Origin of the sequence: Paraurantiacibacter namhicola (assembly GCF_001687545.1) — a bacterium.
Lineage (GTDB): Bacteria > Pseudomonadota > Alphaproteobacteria > Sphingomonadales > Sphingomonadaceae > Paraurantiacibacter > Paraurantiacibacter namhicola.
On the sequence record NZ_CP016545.1, the window covers coordinates 2,027,753 to 2,046,511 of the forward strand.

The 18,759-nt window shown below is 66.0% G+C and carries 15 protein-coding genes and 2 tRNA genes; 13 read left to right on the forward strand and 4 right to left on the reverse strand.

Going from position 1 to position 18,759, the window contains the following annotated elements; translation table 11 throughout:
* Window positions 1-160: 160 nt before the first annotated feature.
* The 7 genes from A6F65_RS09915 to A6F65_RS09945 all read left to right on the forward strand — a co-directional run bounded on the left by A6F65_RS09915 (window position 161) and on the right by A6F65_RS09945 (window position 7,122).
* Window positions 161-1,852 (forward strand): sensor histidine kinase, encoded by a 1,692-nt coding sequence (locus tag A6F65_RS09915; RefSeq protein ID WP_067788301.1) that lies wholly within the window; start codon window positions 161-163, stop codon window positions 1,850-1,852.
* Window positions 1,853-1,886: 34 nt separating this feature from the next.
* Window positions 1,887-2,882, forward strand: coding sequence for a polysaccharide deacetylase family protein (locus tag A6F65_RS09920; protein WP_067788304.1), 996 nt, complete (start codon window positions 1,887-1,889; stop codon window positions 2,880-2,882).
* 65 nt (window positions 2,883-2,947) lie between these two features.
* Window positions 2,948-3,024, forward strand: a tRNA-Ile gene (locus A6F65_RS09925).
* A gap of 48 nt (window positions 3,025-3,072) precedes the next feature.
* Window positions 3,073-3,149, forward strand: a tRNA-Pro gene (locus tag A6F65_RS09930).
* A 40-nt stretch (window positions 3,150-3,189) separates the two neighbouring features.
* Entirely contained in the window at window positions 3,190-4,524 is a 1,335-nt protein-coding gene (locus tag A6F65_RS09935) for an MATE family efflux transporter (RefSeq protein WP_083989431.1), read from the forward strand.
* A 64-nt stretch (window positions 4,525-4,588) separates the two neighbouring features.
* Window positions 4,589-5,968, forward strand: a complete 1,380-nt coding sequence (locus A6F65_RS09940; RefSeq protein WP_067790473.1) for a DUF1800 domain-containing protein — start codon at window positions 4,589-4,591, stop codon at window positions 5,966-5,968.
* A 2-nt stretch (window positions 5,969-5,970) separates the two neighbouring features.
* Window positions 5,971-7,122: a DUF1501 domain-containing protein gene (locus tag A6F65_RS09945; protein ID WP_067788306.1), complete on the forward strand. Its 1,152-nt coding sequence runs from the start codon at window positions 5,971-5,973 to the stop codon at window positions 7,120-7,122.
* Window positions 7,123-7,124: 2 nt separating this feature from the next.
* Here the strand turns inward: A6F65_RS09945 and A6F65_RS09950 are convergent, their stop codons facing one another.
* Both A6F65_RS09950 and A6F65_RS09955 read right to left on the reverse strand, forming a co-directional pair.
* On the reverse strand, window positions 7,125-8,516 hold the full coding sequence (locus tag A6F65_RS09950) for a M28 family peptidase (RefSeq protein ID WP_067788308.1): 1,392 nt from the start codon (window positions 8,514-8,516) through the stop codon (window positions 7,125-7,127).
* 58 nt (window positions 8,517-8,574) lie between these two features.
* Window positions 8,575-10,263 (reverse strand): sulfatase-like hydrolase/transferase, encoded by a 1,689-nt coding sequence (locus A6F65_RS09955; protein ID WP_067790476.1) that lies wholly within the window; start codon window positions 10,261-10,263, stop codon window positions 8,575-8,577.
* Between the two features lie 157 nt (window positions 10,264-10,420).
* Between A6F65_RS09955 and ettA the strand changes: the two genes are divergently transcribed.
* The 3 genes from ettA to A6F65_RS09970 all read left to right on the forward strand — a co-directional run bounded on the left by ettA (window position 10,421) and on the right by A6F65_RS09970 (window position 13,532).
* Window positions 10,421-12,100 carry an energy-dependent translational throttle protein EttA gene (ettA, locus tag A6F65_RS09960; RefSeq protein WP_067788310.1) on the forward strand — a complete coding sequence of 560 codons (1,680 nt, stop codon included), beginning with the start codon at window positions 10,421-10,423 and terminating at the stop codon, window positions 12,098-12,100.
* 174 nt (window positions 12,101-12,274) lie between these two features.
* Window positions 12,275-12,703, forward strand: coding sequence for a ribose-phosphate pyrophosphokinase (locus tag A6F65_RS09965; protein WP_067788312.1), 429 nt, complete (start codon window positions 12,275-12,277; stop codon window positions 12,701-12,703).
* A gap of 109 nt (window positions 12,704-12,812) precedes the next feature.
* Window positions 12,813-13,532, forward strand: a complete 720-nt coding sequence (locus A6F65_RS09970; protein ID WP_067788314.1) for a DUF3108 domain-containing protein — start codon at window positions 12,813-12,815, stop codon at window positions 13,530-13,532.
* A gap of 36 nt (window positions 13,533-13,568) precedes the next feature.
* Here A6F65_RS09970 and A6F65_RS09975 read toward each other — a convergent pair whose 3' ends face one another.
* Window positions 13,569-14,171, reverse strand: coding sequence for a pyridoxamine 5'-phosphate oxidase family protein (locus A6F65_RS09975; protein ID WP_237164810.1), 603 nt, complete (start codon window positions 14,169-14,171; stop codon window positions 13,569-13,571).
* A gap of 170 nt (window positions 14,172-14,341) precedes the next feature.
* On the opposite strand from A6F65_RS09975, the gene A6F65_RS09980 reads away from it, so the two are divergent.
* Both A6F65_RS09980 and A6F65_RS09985 read left to right on the forward strand, forming a co-directional pair.
* Complete coding sequence (locus A6F65_RS09980) at window positions 14,342-15,208, forward strand: RcnB family protein (RefSeq protein WP_067788317.1); 867 nt, start codon at window positions 14,342-14,344, stop codon at window positions 15,206-15,208.
* 135 nt (window positions 15,209-15,343) lie between these two features.
* Window positions 15,344-16,027, forward strand: coding sequence for a prolyl hydroxylase family protein (locus A6F65_RS09985; RefSeq protein WP_067788319.1), 684 nt, complete (start codon window positions 15,344-15,346; stop codon window positions 16,025-16,027).
* A gap of 21 nt (window positions 16,028-16,048) precedes the next feature.
* Here A6F65_RS09985 and A6F65_RS09990 read toward each other — a convergent pair whose 3' ends face one another.
* Window positions 16,049-17,722: a lysine--tRNA ligase gene (locus A6F65_RS09990; protein WP_067788322.1), complete on the reverse strand. Its 1,674-nt coding sequence runs from the start codon at window positions 17,720-17,722 to the stop codon at window positions 16,049-16,051.
* 107 nt (window positions 17,723-17,829) lie between these two features.
* Between A6F65_RS09990 and A6F65_RS09995 the strand changes: the two genes are divergently transcribed.
* Window positions 17,830-18,717: a mechanosensitive ion channel family protein gene (locus A6F65_RS09995; protein ID WP_067788324.1), complete on the forward strand. Its 888-nt coding sequence runs from the start codon at window positions 17,830-17,832 to the stop codon at window positions 18,715-18,717.
* Window positions 18,718-18,759 lie beyond the last annotated feature (42 nt).

Sequence of the window (18,759 nt, forward strand, 5' to 3'; positions counted from 1 at the left end):
TCGCGCGCCGGACAGTAACATTATTATGTATGCCCGCAATTGTCCCGCTTTGCAACGCAGCGGTACTGGGCGGGAGCAGCCTCGCGGAAAACCCGTATTGGGACACCATGCCCCGGTGCGCCCTGCGCGCGCCGGATGCGTAACCCGTGCCGGAGAGAAAATGCTGTTCGACGACCGCCTTGCCACTGTGCTGCGCCAGCGCGCTGCCTCGGAGCAGGGCGTGCGCACGCAGTACAGGCAGCTGCTGGACCTGCTGGGCACCCGCGGCGCGATCGCGAGCCAGGAAATGGCCGAGGCGGCAGTAGAGCGGCTGACGGAGCTGGAAGACCGCATCCCGGCGACCGAACGCTCCAAAATCCTGCGCGAGCCCGGCCAGCGGCTGCGCAATCCGGCGCTGGTGGAATGGCTGGCGGGCGGCGATCCGCAGGCCGCCGCCGCCGCCGTTGCCACCGCGCGGCTGGGCGAGGCGGAGTGGCTCGACCTCATCCCGCGCCTGCCGGTCAATGCGCGCGGTTTCCTGCGCCATCGCCGCGACCTCTCGCCGCGCGTGCGGGACCTGCTGAAGCGGCTGGGGGTGCAGGACCTCGTGTTGCGCGACGAGGTGAGCCCCGAGGTCTCTACTGAGGCGCGCGAAGTGACTGAAACGCCCGCGCCAGTTACTGCCGCCACCCCCACGCCCGACGCCACGGAGCCTGCCGAGCCCGCCACCGCGCGCGAACGGACGGACGGTGTCGGCGCGCTGTTACAGCGGATCGAAAGCTTCCGCGAACGGCAGGCCCTGCGGCGCGACCAGAAGCGCCTGCCGCTCGACGACACGCAAGAGGGCGAAGCGCACGCCGAACATCTCGACCTGGAGCTCGATGCAGCGGGCACGGTCGCATGGGCGCATGGCGAATTTGCGGACCTGCTGCCCAACCTCCTCGCCGGGGAAGCGGGCAGCGCCAGCCTGCTGCAATTTCCCGCCACCGCCCTTCGCGCCATGGGACTGCGCCAGCCGCTATCCGGCGTGCCGGTGCAGCTTGTGGGACTGGAGGGGCTGGAGGGCGACTGGCGCTTCGATGCCGCGCCCTTCTTCCGCGAGGCGGATGGCGCCTTCATGGGTTACCGCGGCCGCCTGCGGCGCCCCCAGCCTGCATCTGCAGCCCGGCCCGCCCCGGACCCGGCAGGCGAGCGCATGCGTCAGGTGCTGCATGAATTGCGCACTCCGGTAAACGCGATCCAGGGCTTTGCGGAAATCATCCAGCAGCAGATCTTCGGCCCCGCCCCCAACAGCTACCGCGCGCTGGCGGCTGCCATCGGTGTGGATGCCGCACGCCTGCTGGCCGGCTTCGACGAGGTGGACCGGCTGGCCAAGCTGGAAACCGGCGCGGTGGACATGGAAGAAGGCGAGGCCGACATCCGGCAGGTCGTCGCCGATACCTTGCAGCGTCTGGGCGGCGTGCTGCGCCCGCGCTCTGCCGAGATGACCCTGAAAGCCAGTGGCGGGCCCTTCACGGCCGGTCTGGACGGGGACGAAGCGCAAGTGCTGGCCTGGCGCCTGCTGGCGACGCTGGCCGGCGGCATGGCCCCGGGCGAGCGGCTGGACCTCACGCTGAGCGGTGACGGCGAAACCATTGCGCTGGAATGCGACCTTCCCGCCGCGATGAGCGATGATGATGATCCCTTCGCCGCATCGGTCGCCCCGCAAGCGCGTGCCGTCACTGCGGGCATGTTCGGCAGCGGTTTCACGCTGCGGCTGGTGCGCGCGGAGACCATGGCCGCGGGCGGAGACCTATCACTGGTGGATGACCGGCTGCGCCTGTCGCTGCCCGCCTTGACCCAATCCCCCGCGCGCCATAGCGAAAGCGGCTGACGCGACGCAGCGCAAGGGACGCCCAGCCAACATCATGGATGCCATCGACCGCCCACCGACACGGCATCGCCCTGCCCGCTTTGCGCAAGGGTTCGGGCAGCGTTTCATCCTGACGGTCGACACCGAGGAAGAATTCGACTGGTCGCGCCCGCTCTCCCGCGAGGAGCACGGACTTGAGCACGTCTCCCAGCTCGGCCGATTCCAGCAATTCTGCGCCGGACAGGGCGTGGTGCCGATCTACCTCATCGACTGGCCCATTGCGCAATCGCGGCTGGCGGCGGAAATCCTCAAGCCCGCGCTCGATGCCGGCGAGGCGGAGATCGGCGTGCAGCTGCACCCCTGGGTCAATCCGCCTTTCGAAGAAGAGGTGACCGAGCGCCACTCCTACGCCCGCAACCTGCCGCCCGAACTGGAGCGCGCCAAGCTGCTGAATCTGCGCGACGCGATCGAGGCGAATTTCGGCCATGCCCCGCTGATCTACCGCGCAGGCCGGTATGGCGCGGGTGGCTCGACCCCGCAGATCCTGCGCGAGGCCGGCATTGCCATCGATACATCCGTGCGCACCAAGTTCGATTACGCGGCTGCCGGTGGGCCGGATTACACCGCGCATCCGCTGGAGCCGTACTGGCTGGACGATGCCAAGGAATTGCTGGAGCTGCCGCTGACCACGGTGTTCTGGGGCTTGCTGCGACAGATGGGCGATGCGCTGTTCCCGGTGTTCTGGCGCGCGCCGCGGCTGCGCGGTGTCGCCTCCAAGCTCGGCCTGCTGGAACGCATCGCGCTCACGCCTGAGGGCATTCCGATAGAGGACGCGCTGAAGGGCACGGACATCGCCATCGACATGGGCCTGCCGATCCTGAACTTCAGCTTCCACAGCCCCTCCCTCGCGCCCGGACACACGCCGTATGTGCGCGACGAGGCCGATCTGGACGCGCTGTACGACTGGTGGCGACGCATTTTTGCGCATCTCGCCGCGCGCGATGTGAAGCCCGCCAGCGTGTCCCAGGTGATGGACGCAGTGGTCCGGTGATCATCCGCGCGTTTCGCAGGTTGCCAGCGCCCGCCCTTGCGTCTAGGCGCAAATCCCGGTTGGCGGGGCCTGTAGCTCAGTTGGTTAGAGCTGGCCGCTCATAACGGCTAGGTCGCGGGTTCGAGTCCTGCCGGGCCCACCACCGCCCCAAGCATATGGGGGTCGGCGTGGTCGGCAAATCGAAGAGTGTCGGGGAGTGGCGCAGCCTGGTAGCGCATCTGTTTTGGGAACAGAGGGTCGCAGGTTCGAATCCTGTCTCCCCGACCACTTTTCTTGAACTTAGCAACGCCTTGCAGGTGATCCGCCGATGACCGCTGCCGCCGCCCAACCCGGCCGGGTCGATCCGCGCATCATCTGGACAATTGCCCTGCCCGCCATGGTCACCAATGTCGCCACCGCGCTGATTGGTCTTGGTGATATGTGGATTGTGGGGCGGCTGGGCGATGCCGCGGCGCAGGGCGCGGTCGACGTGGGCGCGCGGCTGTTCGCGGTTCTCTTCACCGTCATGAATTTCCTGAAGACCGGGACCACCGGGCTGGTCGCGCAGGCCGGCACGCGCGAAGGCGCGCAGGCTCAGGCGGACGTGCTGTTTCGCGGGCTGGTCGTAGGATCGGTTATCGCGGGCCTGCTGCTGCTGGCCAAGCCGCTGCTGCTGCCTGCCGCGCTGGATGCGCTGGGCGCACGGGGCGAGGTGCTGGAGGCAGCGCGTATCTATGCCGATATCCGCTACTGGACCGCGCCCGCCGTGATGGCGAACCTGGCGCTGGTGGGATACCTTGTCGGCCAGCGGCGGATGATGGCCGTGCTGTGGTTCGAGATCGCTTACAACATCGCCAATGTGGGCCTCGGCCTGTGGTTCGTGCTGGGCCTGGATTTCGGGATCGCCGGGGTCGGCTGGTCCAGCTTCATCGCCGAATATGCAAAACTGCTGGTGGTGGGCGCGATCGTGCTGCGCGGCGAGACATTGCGCGGCCTGCTGGCAGCGGCGGCGGAGCGGGCGAATTTCGGCTGGCGCAGGCTCAGCCCCTTCCTCGCCGTCAACCGCAACCTGTTCCTGCGCACCCTGATCCTGGTGGTAGCGCTGGCCGCCCTCACCCGCCTCAGTGCGGAACGCGGCGCGGCCGTGCTGGCGGCCAATGGCATCCTTTACCAGATGTTCGTTTTCACCGCGCTGCTGCTCGACGGGTTTGAGAATGCGGCGCAAGTGCTGAACGGCGAACGGCTGGGCGCGCGCGACCGCGATGGCTTCACCGCCCATATCCGCGCGATATTGCTGCGCGGCCTGATGGCGGCCGCGCTAGTGTCGCTCGCCTTCGTGCTGCTGGCAGATCCGGTGCTGGCGAGCTTCGCTGCGACAGACGCCGTGCGCGAGGCGGCGCAGGCGCAGGCGTATTGGCTGTTCATCATTCCCTTTGCGGGAGTCGCCGGCTTCGTATTTGATGGCGTGTTCGTGGGCGCGAGCTGGACGCGGCAACTGCTTGCAACCATGGCCGTCGCGGCGCTGGTCTATGTGGCCGCACTTTGGCTGACATGGCCAATGGGCAATGCCGGGCTGTGGCTGTCTTTCACGGTCTTCCTGGTCGCGCGCGCATTGGCTCAGGCCGCCCTCATACCGCGGCTGATCGCCCGGGAATTCACCTGACACCGCGACATTTCGTTACAGCCGGTTACTTGTCATTCAGGCTTCGCGCGGCAGGATGGCGGCCATGTCGGATATAACCATCGCCTGGAACCGTTTCGGCCTCGGAGCCCGCGCCGGGGAACGCCCGCCGCCAGACCTTCGCGGCTGGCTGCTTGACCAGCTGGACCGGTTCGATCCGCGCCCTGCCCCCATCGCTGCCCTGCCCGGCACGGCAGAGAGCGTCGCGGGCCTGACGGAATTCCTCTCCAATCGTCGCCGCGCGCGGCAGATGGGGGACGAGGACCCGGCGGACAAACCCAATGATGTTCAGCGCCAGGACCTGCGCGGCATGCTGCTCGGCAGCGTAACGGCGCGCGGTCTGGTCGCGGTTCGCACGGACGCCCCCTTCCCGGAAAGGCTGGTGCATTTCTGGGCCAATCACTTCACCGTCTCCATCGCCAAGCGGCAGACGACCGCGCTGGTCGGTCCGCATGAATTCGAGGCGATAAGGCCCAATATCATGGGCAATTTTCGTCACCTGTTGCGCGCGGCCGTGCTGCATCCGGCCATGCTCGCCTATCTCGACCAGTCCAATTCCACCGGTCCCAGCAGCCAGCTGGCGCAGCGCGCCGGGCGGCGGAACCGCGAACTTGGCCTGAACGAAAACCTCGCCCGCGAGATCATGGAGCTGCACACGCTGGGCGTGAATGGCGGCTATTCGCAGGAGGATGTGACCGAATTCGCCCGCGCCATGACCGGCTGGACCATGCAGGGATTGCCCCGCGCGCGGCGGGCCGAGCCTATCGGCGACGGGCTTGCATGGTCGGAATTCCAGCACGAGCCGGGCACGCGCACCGTGCTGGGTCGCAGCTATGCGCAAGCCGGTCCGGAACAGTCGCTCGCCATGCTGGACGCATTTGCCGCCCATCCGTCCACGGCGCGGCATGTCGCCACGAAGCTGGCCCGGCATTTTGCCGCCGACGATCCTCCGCCTGAAATGGTCGCTCGGCTGGAGCGCGCCTTCTTGGATAGCGATGGCGACCTGCCCACCATTTACCGCGCCATGGTGGACTCGCCCGAAGCGTGGGACGGCTCGCGGCCGAAATTCCGTACGCCGTGGGACTGGACCATCGCCAGCTTCCGCGCACTGGGGCTGGACGATTTCGAGCCGCGCCTGCTGCATGGCACGCTGCGGGAACTGGGCCAGCCATGCTGGGCTGCCACTTCGCCCAAGGGATATGACGACATCGCCGCCAGCTGGGCAGCGCCCGATGCGCTGATCCGCCGGGTGGAAGCGGCAGAGACGCTGGCGAAGCAAGCCGGTGACATTGATGCGCTGGCACTGGCGCAGGCGCTGTTTCCGCGGGCACTGAATGACAGCACGGCAACGGCGATACGCGGCGCGGATAATCGCCAGCAAGCGGCGGCGCTGCTCCTCGCCTCGCCCGAAATGATGCGGAGATAACCATGATTGACCGGCGCACCCTGCTCCATTCCGGCCTCTGGCTCGGCAGCGCAGCGGCCTTCGCACCGCGCGTCGCGCTGGCGGCTGAGCATACGGAGAAGCGGTTCCTCTTCGTGCTGCAGCGCGGCGCGGCGGACGGGCTGGACCTGCTTGCCCCGCTGGGCGATCCGGAACTGTCCGGCCTGCGCGGGCCATGGATGGGTGATCTGGAACAGCGCCAGGCGCTCGATGGATTTTTCGCACTGCATCCCATGCTCGGGACGATCGGCGCAATGTATGCGGCCGGCGAGGCAGCCTTCGTCCATGCCGCAGCCTCCAGCTACCGCGAGCGGTCGCATTTCGATGCGCAGAACCTGATCGAGAGCGGCGGCGCGAAGCCCTATGTGCAGCGCGATGGCTGGATGAACCGTCTGGTCGGCCTAATGACACCAGGCAGCGTGCGCGCGCTGGCGCTCGCGCCATCGATCCCGCTGGCCCTGCAGGGGCCGCAGCCCACCAGCAGCTATGCCCCCACGCGCCTGCGCGCGGCCTCGGAAAACTACAGCGAACGTGTGGGCGCGATGTATGCCGCCGATCCGCTACTCTCGCGGCTGTGGGACCAGGCATTGCAGACCCGCGCGATGGCGGGCGACACGCAGATGCGAAACCTTCGCGATGCGGAAAAGGCCGGCGCGCTGGCCGCATCGCTGATGTCGGGCGCGGACGGCGCGCGCATCATGATGGTGGAGTCCGACGGGTGGGACAGCCACCAGGGCCAGCCGAACCAGATCGGCGGCGCGGTGGGCCGGCTCGATTCCTTCCTCTCCGGCTACCGAGCCGGCATGGCGGATAGCTGGACCGACACGCTGGTAATCGTCGCCACGGAATTCGGCCGCACGGCGCGCATCAACGGCACCAATGGCACGGACCACGGCACAGCCAGCGCGGCCATGCTGCTGGGCGGCGCGGTGCGCGGCGGGCGCGTGGTGGCGGACTGGCCGGGGCTGGCCTCATCCTCCTTGCTGGAAGGGCGCGACCTCATGCCTACGGCCTCGCTGGAGGCAGTGATCGCCGGCAGCGCGGCGGAGCATTTCGCGCTGGACCCGCAGCGCGCCATGGCCACACTGTTCCCCGGTCGGCAGGCTGCGCCGATGGCAGGCCTGGTCCGCGGCTGAGGCTACTCGCCCGTGGCGATATCGCCGGGGTAATTGGCAAGGATGCCGACCACTTGGGTCCAGACCGCGACATTCTGGCGCAGTTGCACGGGATCAATCTTGTCCAGCGTATCGTCCGGCGTGTGGTGCAGGTCGAAATAGCGCGTGCCATCCTGCTGCAGGTCGATGATCGGGCCCTTCTGGTCGCGCGATATATTGATGTCCGCCCCGCCCGTCGCGACCGTGCTGGAACCTGCAACACCGAAACGCGCGACGGAGCTTGCCAGCATGGCATGCAGCTGCGGGTTGGTTTCGCGGAAATTGCTCTGGAATTGCCAGATGCGGTCCGCGCCGAAATCGCTTTCGATACCCACACCGATCGGCTCGTCGATATGCGCCTTGGAATAGGCGACGGAGCCGTACAGCCCCACTTCTTCCGCGCCCGCCATCAGTACGCGGATCGTGCGCAGCGGCTGGCCGGACTTGGCCACATTCAGCGCAGCAGCGGCCACGATGCCGCAGCCCGCGCCGTCATCGAAGGCGCCCGGGGCGTTCCACCAGCTGTCGATATGGCAGGCCACCAGGATCGGCGGCAGGGAGGGATCACGGCCCACGATCTCGCCCAGGACATTGCCGCTCACCTGCGTGCCGATGTTCTCCGGCGTCAGCACCAGCTTCATCACGATGGGCTTGCCATCGGCGCGCGCAAACATCCGCTCAAGATTCGCCGCATCAGGCAGCGTCAGCGCGCCTGCGGGGATCATGTTTTCGACCACGCGCGTGCCGCCGGTGTGCGGGTTGCGGTGATAATCCGTGCCGACGGACTTGATGACAGTGGCGACCGCGCCCTTCTGCTTGGCGATGCTTGCACCCACCCAGCGCGCGGGGCCGGCAAAGCCGTATTGCGAGCCATCCTGCGTCGGCGTCATGGAGTGACTGATGTAAGCGATCTTGCCGTTGAGGCTACCTTCCGGCGCGGCGTTCAGATCGCCGATAGTCTCGAAATAGACCACTTCCGCCGTGATGCCTTCTGGGCCGGTGGAAGCGCTGCCGCCCAGCGGCTGGATGACCAGCGGCTGCGGGAACGGGCTGGTGATTTCCGCATGGTGCATGGTGCCCGGCACCCAGGTTTCCATCTCGAACGGCTCGTCCGCCACGTTCTGGAAGCCGTGCTTGCGCATCCAGGCCATCGCCCATTCGCGGCCGCGCTTTTCCGCTTCCGTACCCGCCTGGCGCGGGCCGACTTCGGTGGTGATGCCTTCCACGAAGTCCCAAGCCAGCTTGTCGTATTCCAGCGCATGGTCGGCCATCTGCTCCACCGTCGCATTGGCGGGTGGTTCGTGCGCCGAAAGGGCGATGGGGGATGCGGCGAGGGAGAGCGAGAGCGCGGCGAGCGCGAGTTTGGTTTTGATCATGGGACGCATGGCTAATGCGCCCGCGCCCGCCTGTCGAGGGCGTAACCAAACAGACCGTTCAGTCCTGCCGGGTATCGCTGGCAGGCGGCGTCGGCAGCGTATCGGGATCGACCTGCAGCCATCGCGGCTCGCGCCCCAGCCGCGCGTTGAAGCGGGTGTTGAAGGTGAAGGGATCGCGCTCGGAGGAAAGCAGGTCCGCGCCGTATGCCCCCGTGACCGCCGTTTCCGGATAGCCCATCAGCTGCAGGAGGGTCGGGAAAATGCGGTAATGGCTGGTCGGCGCCTTGCGCGCGGCAGCGGCTGCCCAGTCGAACGCCCCGCCCTCCGGCGCATCGAGGACCACCAACGGCACCACGCCCTCGGCCTGTTCCGGCTCCGGCGAGCAATGCGTGTCGCGGCTGGGCCCGCCATCCTCGTGCAGATCCTGCCCGTGGTCTGCGGTATAGATCAGTGTCATTGCCTGCCGGTCCGCCTGCGCCAGCAGCAGGTCGAAGAAGCCGCCCACATTCCAGTCCAGCGTGTTGCGATAGGAATTGCGGTAACGCACCCAGTCCTGCGCCTGCCCGCCAAAGCCCGTTCGCTCGCCCGTGTCGACGATATCGCGGTAGGACCCGCGCGGCAGCATCGGCTGGTGGCGGGCGAATTCGTCGGGGAACTTGTCGTGGATCGGGAAATGCGCGCCGACCTTGTTCACGAAGATGAACTGGCGCTTCCCGTCGCGCGAATATGCCGCAATGTCGCGTGCGGCGCGGTGGTCGCGCTCCAGCACCGGCACGCCGTCATACTGGATCCAGCGATCGACGGCGGCCATTTCCGCCTCGTCCATCAGGTTCTGGTAAGCGCCGCCTTCGCGCTGCGCATCGATATAGACGGTCTCGAAACCCGCGGCTCTGGCGTAGCTCCAGATGCTGGGCATCTCCGCATTGATCCGCCGGTAATCATCGCGCGTGCCGCCATAGCGCAGCGTCTGGTTGGCAGAGGCGCTGCAGTGGGAGATCGCCGCCGCTAGCCCGAAATTGTGCGCGCCCTCCACGCCCAACAGGCCCGAACGCGCGCCGCCTGAGTGATTAATGTCGAGGTAATTGCCCGCAATGCTCTCATCCACCACCAGCACGATGTCCTGCGCGGCCAGCGGCTTGCCCGACTGGATGGCTACGTCCTGCCGCTCGGCCACAGGGGACAGCAGCGTCTCGCCCGCATGAAAAGCCGCATAGGCCAGGCCGATATGGCTCGGCGGAAGGCCGCGTCCGCCCTCTCCGCCGCGCTGGAACATCATGGCGATGACCAGCGCCGTGATGACAAGCGGCAGCCACGCGGCGCGCCAGCCCAGCCAGCGGCTTTGCAGGCCATGCCCAAGCCCCACGCCCAGCAGCAGCAGCGCCGCCTCCGCAAAGCCCAGCAGCATCACCGATCCGTGCTGCGCCCATGCCTCGTGGAAGGACCCGCCCGCCTGGCTCATGTTCAGGAACGCCTCGTAGGACATGTGCTCTGCCACCACGAGCTGGTATCCGCCCACGAGCAGCGACCCGAAGGCGAACAGCACGGCGTAGCTCCAGCGAACCCACGCGCGTTGCAGGAAGGCCGCAATCAGCAGGCTGGCGACGCAGAGGCCGGCGACCGCGCCATACAGGCCCAGCCCCACCCAGTCCGTGCCCTCGCCCGCAAAGGACGCCAGACGGTCCGCGACCTGCGCGTATCCTATCGCCAGCGAGGCGCACAGCAGCAGCAGTTTGAACACGATCCTCATCACGCGCTCGCACATAACCCAGACCGGTTAAATCCGGCTGAAAACGCCGCGCAGCTCTGCGCCGGGCCGCCAGAGCGGTCTTGCCCCCCGCGCGCGCAAAGCCTATCTGCGCGGTCAAATCCGAACATCGTAACGCATTTATCCCGAAGGACCCGAAATGGCCGCCCAATACGCCTTTGTCATGAAGGACATGACCAAGACCTTCCCCGGTGCCCCCAAGCCCGTTCTGGCGAACATCAACCTGCAATTCTACCAGGGCGCCAAGATCGGCATCGTGGGCCCCAACGGCGCGGGTAAATCCACGCTGATGAAGATCATGGCGGGCATCGACACGGATTTCTCCGGCGAGGCATGGCCGGGCGAGAACATCACCGTCGGCTACCTGCCGCAGGAACCGCAGCTCGACGAGAGCAAGACGGTGCTGGAAAACGTCAAGATGGGCGCGGGCGAGACGGCCGAGATGGTCGAGCGCTTCAACGCCATCAGCGCCGAAATGGGTGACCCGCAGGACGACACCGATTTCGACGCCCTGATGGAAGAGATGGGCGTGCTGCAGGAGAAGATCGACGCGGTCGATGGCTGGACGCTCGACAACCAGCTGGAGATCGCCATGGAGGCACTGCGCTGCCCGCCGGGCGACTGGCCGGTGGACAACCTGTCCGGCGGTGAGAAGCGCCGCGTGGCCCTCACCCGCCTGCTGATCCAGAAGCCTTCCATCCTGCTGCTGGACGAACCCACCAACCACCTCGATGCCGAAAGCGTCGAATGGCTGGAAAACCACCTGAAGGAATATGCCGGCGCGGTGCTGATGATCACCCACGATCGCTACTTCCTCGACAATGTCGTGGAGTGGATCCTGGAACTCGATCGCTCCAGCTACTTCCCCTACGAAGGCAATTATTCGACCTACCTCGAGAAGAAGGCCAAGCGGCTGGAGCAGGAAAGCCGCGAGGAATCCGGCCGCCAGAAGTCGCTTAGCCGCGAACTGGAGTGGATCCGGCAGACGCCCGCCGCGCGCCAGACCAAGTCCAAGGCCCGTATCCGCAAGTTCGAACAGCTGCAGGACGCGCAGGCGGACCGCAAGCCCGGCAAGGCGCAGATCGTCATCCAGGTGCCCGAGCGCCTGGGCGGCAAGGTGATCGAGGCCAAAGGCCTGACCAAGGCGTATGGCGACAAGCTGCTCTTCGAAAACCTCGACTTCATGCTGCCCCCGGGCGGCATCGTCGGCGTGATCGGCCCCAACGGCGCGGGTAAGTCCACGCTGTTCCGCATCATCACCGGCCAGGAAGAGCCCGACAGCGGCAAGCTGGACGTGGGTGACACCGTGCGCCTGGGCTACGTGGACCAGAGCCGCGACGACCTGACGGCGAGCAACAACGTCTGGGAGGAAATCTCCGACGGGCTCGATTACATGAAGGTCAACGGCCACGACATGTCCACCCGCGCTTACGTCGGCGCCTTCAACTTCAAGGGGCAGGACCAGCAGAAAAACGTCGGCAAGCTGTCCGGCGGTGAACGCAACCGCGTGCACATGGCCAAGATGCTGAAAGAAGGCGGCAACGTTCTGCTGCTGGACGAACCGACCAACGACCTCGACGTGGAAACGCTGGGCGCGCTGGAAGAGGCGATCGAGAACTTCGCCGGCTGCGCCGTGGTGATCTCGCACGACCGCTTCTTCCTGGACCGGTTGGCGACGCATATCCTGGCCTTCGAAGGCAACAGCCATGTTGAGTGGTTCGAGGGGAATTTCGAGGCGTATGAGGAAGACAAGCGCCGCCGTCTGGGCGATGCTGCGGATCGGCCTACGCGCTTGGCGTATAAGAAGCTGACGAGGTAATTCAGCATCGTCGGCGCGGATGCGTCAGACGGCCGAAACATCGCTAGCGGAAACTATCGTCACCCCGGACTTGATCCGGGGTCCCGCTTCGGCAGCGTTTCGCGCAATTGGGAGCGGGACCCCGGCTCGGTGGCCGGGGTGACGAAGATAGAGCATGGGACTACAACTGCACCCATGCCCACCCGCATCCCCTCCACCCTCGCCCAATGGCTCGAAGCTGAGGGCATCACCGCGCCCGCCAGTCCCGGTGACATTGCCGATGTGGCGAAGGTGCGCGCTGTCCTGCTTGCGGCGGCGCGAGAGGGGCGCAGTGTCAGCTATTCCGAGATGCTGGACGCGCTGGGGCATCGCTTCACACGGCCCAAGATGCGCAACCTGTGCAAGACGCTCGACCGGATCGACGAGGATGCGAAGGCGGCAGCCGAGCCGGAGCTGGCCGTGCTGGTCGTGCGCGAGAGCGATCGGCTGCCCGGGCAAGGCTGGTGGACCGGCGTCGCGGAGCGACTGAGCTACACCGGCGCATGGGAAGGCGCGCAGGCGATGGAATTCGTGCGCGGCGTACAGCAGCGCGCCTTCGATTACTGGGCGGGGCGTCCGGCCTAAGTCTACGAGGCATCGGACGGTGCTGGTCGCCTTGTAATGGCTGGCGGTCGATTGGCGCTTCGGCCTGGCGGCGGAGGGCATATGCCGGTGAGCAAAGGAGCTTATCGCCATGCTTTCTGCCCTGCTACTCGCCCTCCTCCCCACCCAGGCCGACGCCGCTACCGCGACGCCTGCATCGGCTTTCGACGGCACGCGGCTGCACGAGGGGCAGGCCTGCTACGCCATCACGCAGGACGGGACGGCCGTCGGCTTCCAGCGCGAGACGATCACCGCAAGCACGAGTGTGGAAGGCCCCGCCTGGCATATCGTCAGCGAGCAGGTGATGCCTGCGCGCAAGTTCACCTTCGTCGATCACTTCCTGCTCGACCGCTCCAGCCTGCAGCCGGTGGCCTTCCATTCGGTGCTGGGTGGCCGCGAGATCGCGCGCCTGAGCTATGTGGACGGGCGCGTGGTCGGGCGCGCCATGGACCGGACAACCGGAGGCGTCGTCACGGTCGACAAGGCAGTGGAACCCGGCACGCTCGAAGGCAATCTGTGGTCCCCCCTCCTCCACGCAGCGCCGCTTGAGCGCGATTATTCGGCCCAGCCGCCGATCTTCAGTTACAGCGGCAGCGGTGAACGCTTCCGCATCCACGTGGCTGGCGAGGACACTATCGAAACGCCCGCAGGCCCGCGCAAGGCATGGCTGGTGGAGATGGGCTACAAAGGCGGCAATGCCACCACCTACATGGTCGCCAGGGATGATGGGACGGTGCTGGGCAGCCGCTCCGGCCCCTTCGGCACACAACTGCTGGCGAGCTGCGACGGCGTGGAGGATCTCGGAAGCTGAGCGCGCAGCTTACCCATTGCGACGCAGAGCAATTCGTCAGGGCGTGACCCAGCTGCCTTCGCGGCTGTCGCCATGGCCGGTAAAGATCGCGCGGCGGTGGCCCATGTGGTGCAGGTGGTACCAGTCCCACCGGTCCACCTGCACCAGTAGCACGGCGAAATTGGCGCGTGCAGGCGCAAGCTCTTCTTCAGTCGGGCGCTTGCCTTCCACCCATGATGGCAGGCCGGTGTCAGGCTCTTCGGAAGCCTCACCCGGCGCGGCGCCCAGGTAGCAGCGCCGGGCAAAGGCATCGGAGGCGGCCCATGCGGCATCGGCGACCGGGCCTTCGCTTTCGATGCGGCCCGTGCCGGTCAGGCGAATCTGCAGCCGCGCCTCCCGATCGTAAGCCAGCACGCCTAGGCGCGGGGCGGCCTGGATGACCTCAACCTTTGGCGCGCGGATATCGGTGTGGAAGCGCAGCGTGCCGCTCGCCGCATCGTATTCGCGCAGCACCATGATGCGCGCATCGCCATCGGCGGTGGAAACCACCGGCGTGTGCATCGGCGACTTGCTGCTGCGGGCAGCCTCGGCCAGCTTCGCATCGAGGTCCTCCCGGACGGCGGCGAGCATGGCCAGGCGCGTGTCTTTCTCGTCTCCCATCGAAGGCCCAACGCGCCAACCGCACTTCGGCTCCCCGTTCACGGCAGGCGCGGCGAACATGAACGCCAGCCTAAACGCCCGGTTCAGTTTCGTGTCATGACGTCATGCGTATCAGGACGTATCACGGGTCGTGGGAGTGCGGCCTCACAAACCTTTTCGGAGAGGTCGCCATGCAATTATCCAAGTACTTCAAGTCCACGGCGTTAGGCGCGCTGGCGGCGGCGATGGGCCTGACGGTCATGCCCGCAACCGCGCTCGCGAATGCATCAGGCAATGCTGGCGCGGAAACGCAGCGAGCCCAGGACCCGCGCAGCAATCGCAGCGAACGTCGGGCCGAACGCCGTGACAATCGTCGCGGTGAACGCCGCGCGCAGCGACGCGACAATCGCCGGGGCGAAAGCCGGTCAGAACGCCGCAGCAACCCGCGCGTCGAGCAGCGCCGGGGTGTGAGCCGTCAGGATCGCCGGGGCGAGCGACGTACCGAGCGTAGGGTTGAGCAGCGCGTAGATAGACGCGTTAACCGCCGCGAAGATCAACGCAGGTCAGATCGCCGATACGAACGGCGTGTTGACCGCCGCCATGAACAAAGGCGCGACACCCGGAACGCCTATCGCGAAGGTCGCCGAGAAGGGTATCGTGATGGCACGCGCGATTATCGCAGCGATCGCCGCTCCACCTATCGCAACGGCTACCGCGACGGGCGCCGCGCGCAGAGCCGGTACGAGCGCCGCTGGGATCGCCGCTGGCGCAATAACCACCGGTACAACTGGCACCGCTATCGCAGCGCCAACCGGACCATCTACCGCGCGCCGCGCTATTACGCGCCGTACCGCGATTACCGTTACAGCCGGATCAGCATCGGGTTCTATCTCGACAGCCTGTTCTTCGGCCGGAATTACTGGATCTCCGATCCGTGGCGCTATCGCCTGCCGGCCGTATACGGTGACTATCGCTGGGTGCGTTATTACGACGACGTCCTGCTGGTCGACACCTACACCGGCGAAGTGGTGGACGTGATCCACGACTTCTTCTGGTAAGATCCATCGCCGCCAAGGCGGGAGGTGAACCCCCGGTCTCTGCAAGGAGTCCGGGGGTTTGCATTTGCGCGGCCGGCCAATCCCCCTGTTCAATACCCTTGTGCAGCGCGGCCGCTTTTGCATAAGCGGGTTGCGATGGCTGACACGAACACACGGCACAGCGGCAAGATACCGGACCAGGGCGCGTTGCGCGCGGTGGGCAAGCGGGTGCGGGAGCGGCTGGCGGACAATCCGGCGGCTTACAAGCTGCCAACGGACCGCGCGGAAATCTGGGCCGTGGGCGCGTTCTACAGCCCCGCCGAATGCGAGCGGCTGCGCGACATGATCGACGGCGTGGCACGCCCCAGCAGTGTCTATGAAGGCGCGGAAGACGATGATTACCGCACGTCTTCTTCTGGCGATGTGGACCGCGACGATCCCTTCGTGCGCAAGATCTCTCGCCGGATCGACGACTTCCTAGGCTTGGACAGTGGCTGGGGCGAAGCGATCCAGGGCCAGCGATACCTGCCGGGGCAGCAGTTCAAACCGCACCACGACTGGTTCCACCAGGACAGCTCCTATTGGGACAGGGAAATGGCGCGTGGCGGGCAGCGATGCATCACGGCGATGGCGTTCCTCAACGATGTGGAGGAAGGCGGTACAACCGATTTTACCGAAGTCGGCCTGTCCGTCACGCCGCAGACCGGCGCATTGCTGGTGTGGAACAATGCCGATGCCGACGGCGTGCCCAATCTCGACACCATGCATGCCGGAACGCCCGTGATCCGCGGGGTGAAGTACATCTTCACCCGCTGGTATCGCACGCGTGACTGGAACTGAGGCCCACGCTCAGGCCTTCGCTCAGGCCTTGGCCAGCGCCTCGGCGATCAGCTTGCGGCTGTTGGCGATGCCGTAGAGCGCGATAAAGCTGCCCATGCGCGGGCCCTGCTCACTGCCCAGCAAGGTCTCGTACAGCGCCTTGAACCAGTCGCGCAGGTTCTCGAAGCCGAATTCCTCGCGCTTGCCGATCTCATACACCTGCGTCTGCAGGTCTTCGGCCGAAGTGTCCTCTGCCGCATCCGCCAGATACGCATCCAGCGCCCGCAGCGCTTCCGCCTCGCTGGCATTGGGCGCGCGCTTCACGAGGTGCGGGGCGACGAAGTCGCGGTTGTAGGCGAGCGCGGTCCGGATCAGCTTCCTGATGGTTTGCTCGACATCGAACTGTGCTTCTTGCGAAGCACCTTCATTGAAACCAACCCCATAAGCCTTTTCATCGTATGAGAGCAGGTAATTCCAAACTTGCTCTTCCGTTGCTTCCGCACCCAACACGCCGACAAGGTTCAGCAGCAGCGAATAGGTGACCGGCAGCGTATCGCCCGCCCCTGGCGCTTCCGATCCCTCGAACCCGCCATTGGCGCGCGCCAGGTGCCAGACCGGGTTGCCCAGCTGCTTGTCCAGCTCCTGCTCCGCCAGCCGTTCGCGGAACTGCCAGTAGTCATCTACCGCGCGCGGGATCACGCCGCCATGCAGGCTCTTCGCGCTCTTGGGATTGGGGAAGATGTAGAAGCCGAGGCTCTCCTCGCTGCCGTATTCCAGCCATTGCTCGATCGTCAGGCCGTTGCCCTTGGACTTGGAGATCTTCTCGCCATTCTCGTCCAGGAACAGCTCGTAAATCAGGCCTTCCGGCTTGCGGCCGCCCAGCACCTTCGCGATCTTGCCGGACTGGAGGCCGGTGTCGGTCAGGTCCTTGCCATACATCTCGTAATCGACGCCCAGCGCGACCCAGCGCATGGCGAAGTCCACCTTCCACTGCAGCTTCGCCTTGCCGCCCAGCGCGGACTGCTCGGTCACCGTGCCGTCCTCATCCGTGAATCGGATCGTACCGGCCGCGGCGTCCACCACCTCCACCGGAACCTGCAGCACGTGGCCCGTCTGCTCGCTGATCGGCATGATGGGGGAATAGGTCGCAGCGCGCTCGGCCCGCAGCGTGGGCAGCATGATGTCCAGGATCGCCTGGTTGTTCGCCAGCACGCCGCGCAATGCCTCGTCGAAGGCGCCGGAATTGTACTTCTCGCTCGCCGCGACGAATTCGTAATCGAAGCCGAAGCGGTCGAGGAAGGCGCGCAGCATCGCGTTATTGTGCGCAGCGAAGCTGTCGTACTCTGTCTCAAAAGGGTTGGGCACGCGGCTGAGGGGCTTGTGCAGGTTGGCGGTCAGCAGGTCCTGCTGCGGCACGTTGTCCGGCACCTTGCGCAGGCCGTCCATGTCGTCGCTGAAGGCCACCAGCCGCGTCTTGCCGTCTTCCGGCTTCGCGCCGATCAGTGCCTCGAATGCGCGGCGGACCAGCGTTGTGCGCAGCACTTCCTGGAAGGTGCCGATATGCGGCAGGCCGCTGGGGCCATAACCGGTCTCGAACAGGATGGGCGATCCGTCGGGCTTCGCGCCTTCGGGATAACGTTTGAGCAGCCGCTGCGCCTCCTGGAACGGCCAGGCCTTGGATACGCGTGCGGCTTCCATCAGTTCGGTCATGCTCATGTCCGCAGCCTGTCGCCCAGCCAAGGCCGTGTTGCAAGTGCGAACTCCGTTTCGGAACCCTCGCGCTTCGCTCTTGTTGAACTGCAAAGACACAGGGGACCCAACACATGAATTACATCGCCCTCCTGCGCGACGAGCTGCAGGGCATGGCCGCAGGCTTCGTAGCCGCACTGCCGAATATCGCCATCGCCATTGTCGTGCTGATCCTGACCTGGCTGGTGGCCAGGTTCGCCGTGAAGATCGCAGACATGCTGATAGGCAAGACCAGCCTGCGCCCGTCATTGCGCAATCTGATAGAAACCATGGTGAAGCTGTTCATCTGGCTGCTGGGCATCATGCTCGCGCTAATCGTGGCCATCCCCGGCTTCACGCCCGCTGGCCTCATCGCAGGCCTTGGCATCGGCGCCCTGGCCATCGGCTTCGCCTTCCAGGACATTTTCGAGAACTTCATGGCTGGCGTGCTGATCATGCTGCGCGAAAAGATGCGCATCGGCGACCTGATCGAAGTGGAAGGCGTGCGCGGCAAGGTGGAACACATCACCCTGCGCGAAACGCATATCCGCCAGCTTTCGAACGAGCTGACCATCATGCCCAACGCCATGCTGTTCAAGAATGCGGTTCAGATCCTGACTGATGAGAGCGTTCGCCGGAACGAGGTGGTCGTGGGCGTGTCCTACGATACCGACCTCGAGCATGCGCAGAAGGTGATCTACGAAGCGATGGAAACCGTGGATGCGGTGGTGAAGGACAAGCCCGTGATCGTTTACGCGCAGGAATTCGGCGCCAGCAGCGTCGACTTCCTCGTCCAGTGGTACGCCCAGTCCGCCGCGCGCGACCTGCGCCAGACCAAGAGCGAGGCCATCAAGGCGATCAAGAAGGCCCTCGACAATGCCGGTATCGAGATCCCCTTCCCCTACGTCACGCACACTTTCAAGGAAGTGGTGCCGGTAGGCGAAAAGGGCGATCTTGGCAGCACGGGTACGGGCGGCGACTAAGCCTGGCCAAGCCGAATATATGTGCAAACGGCGCGCTCCCAT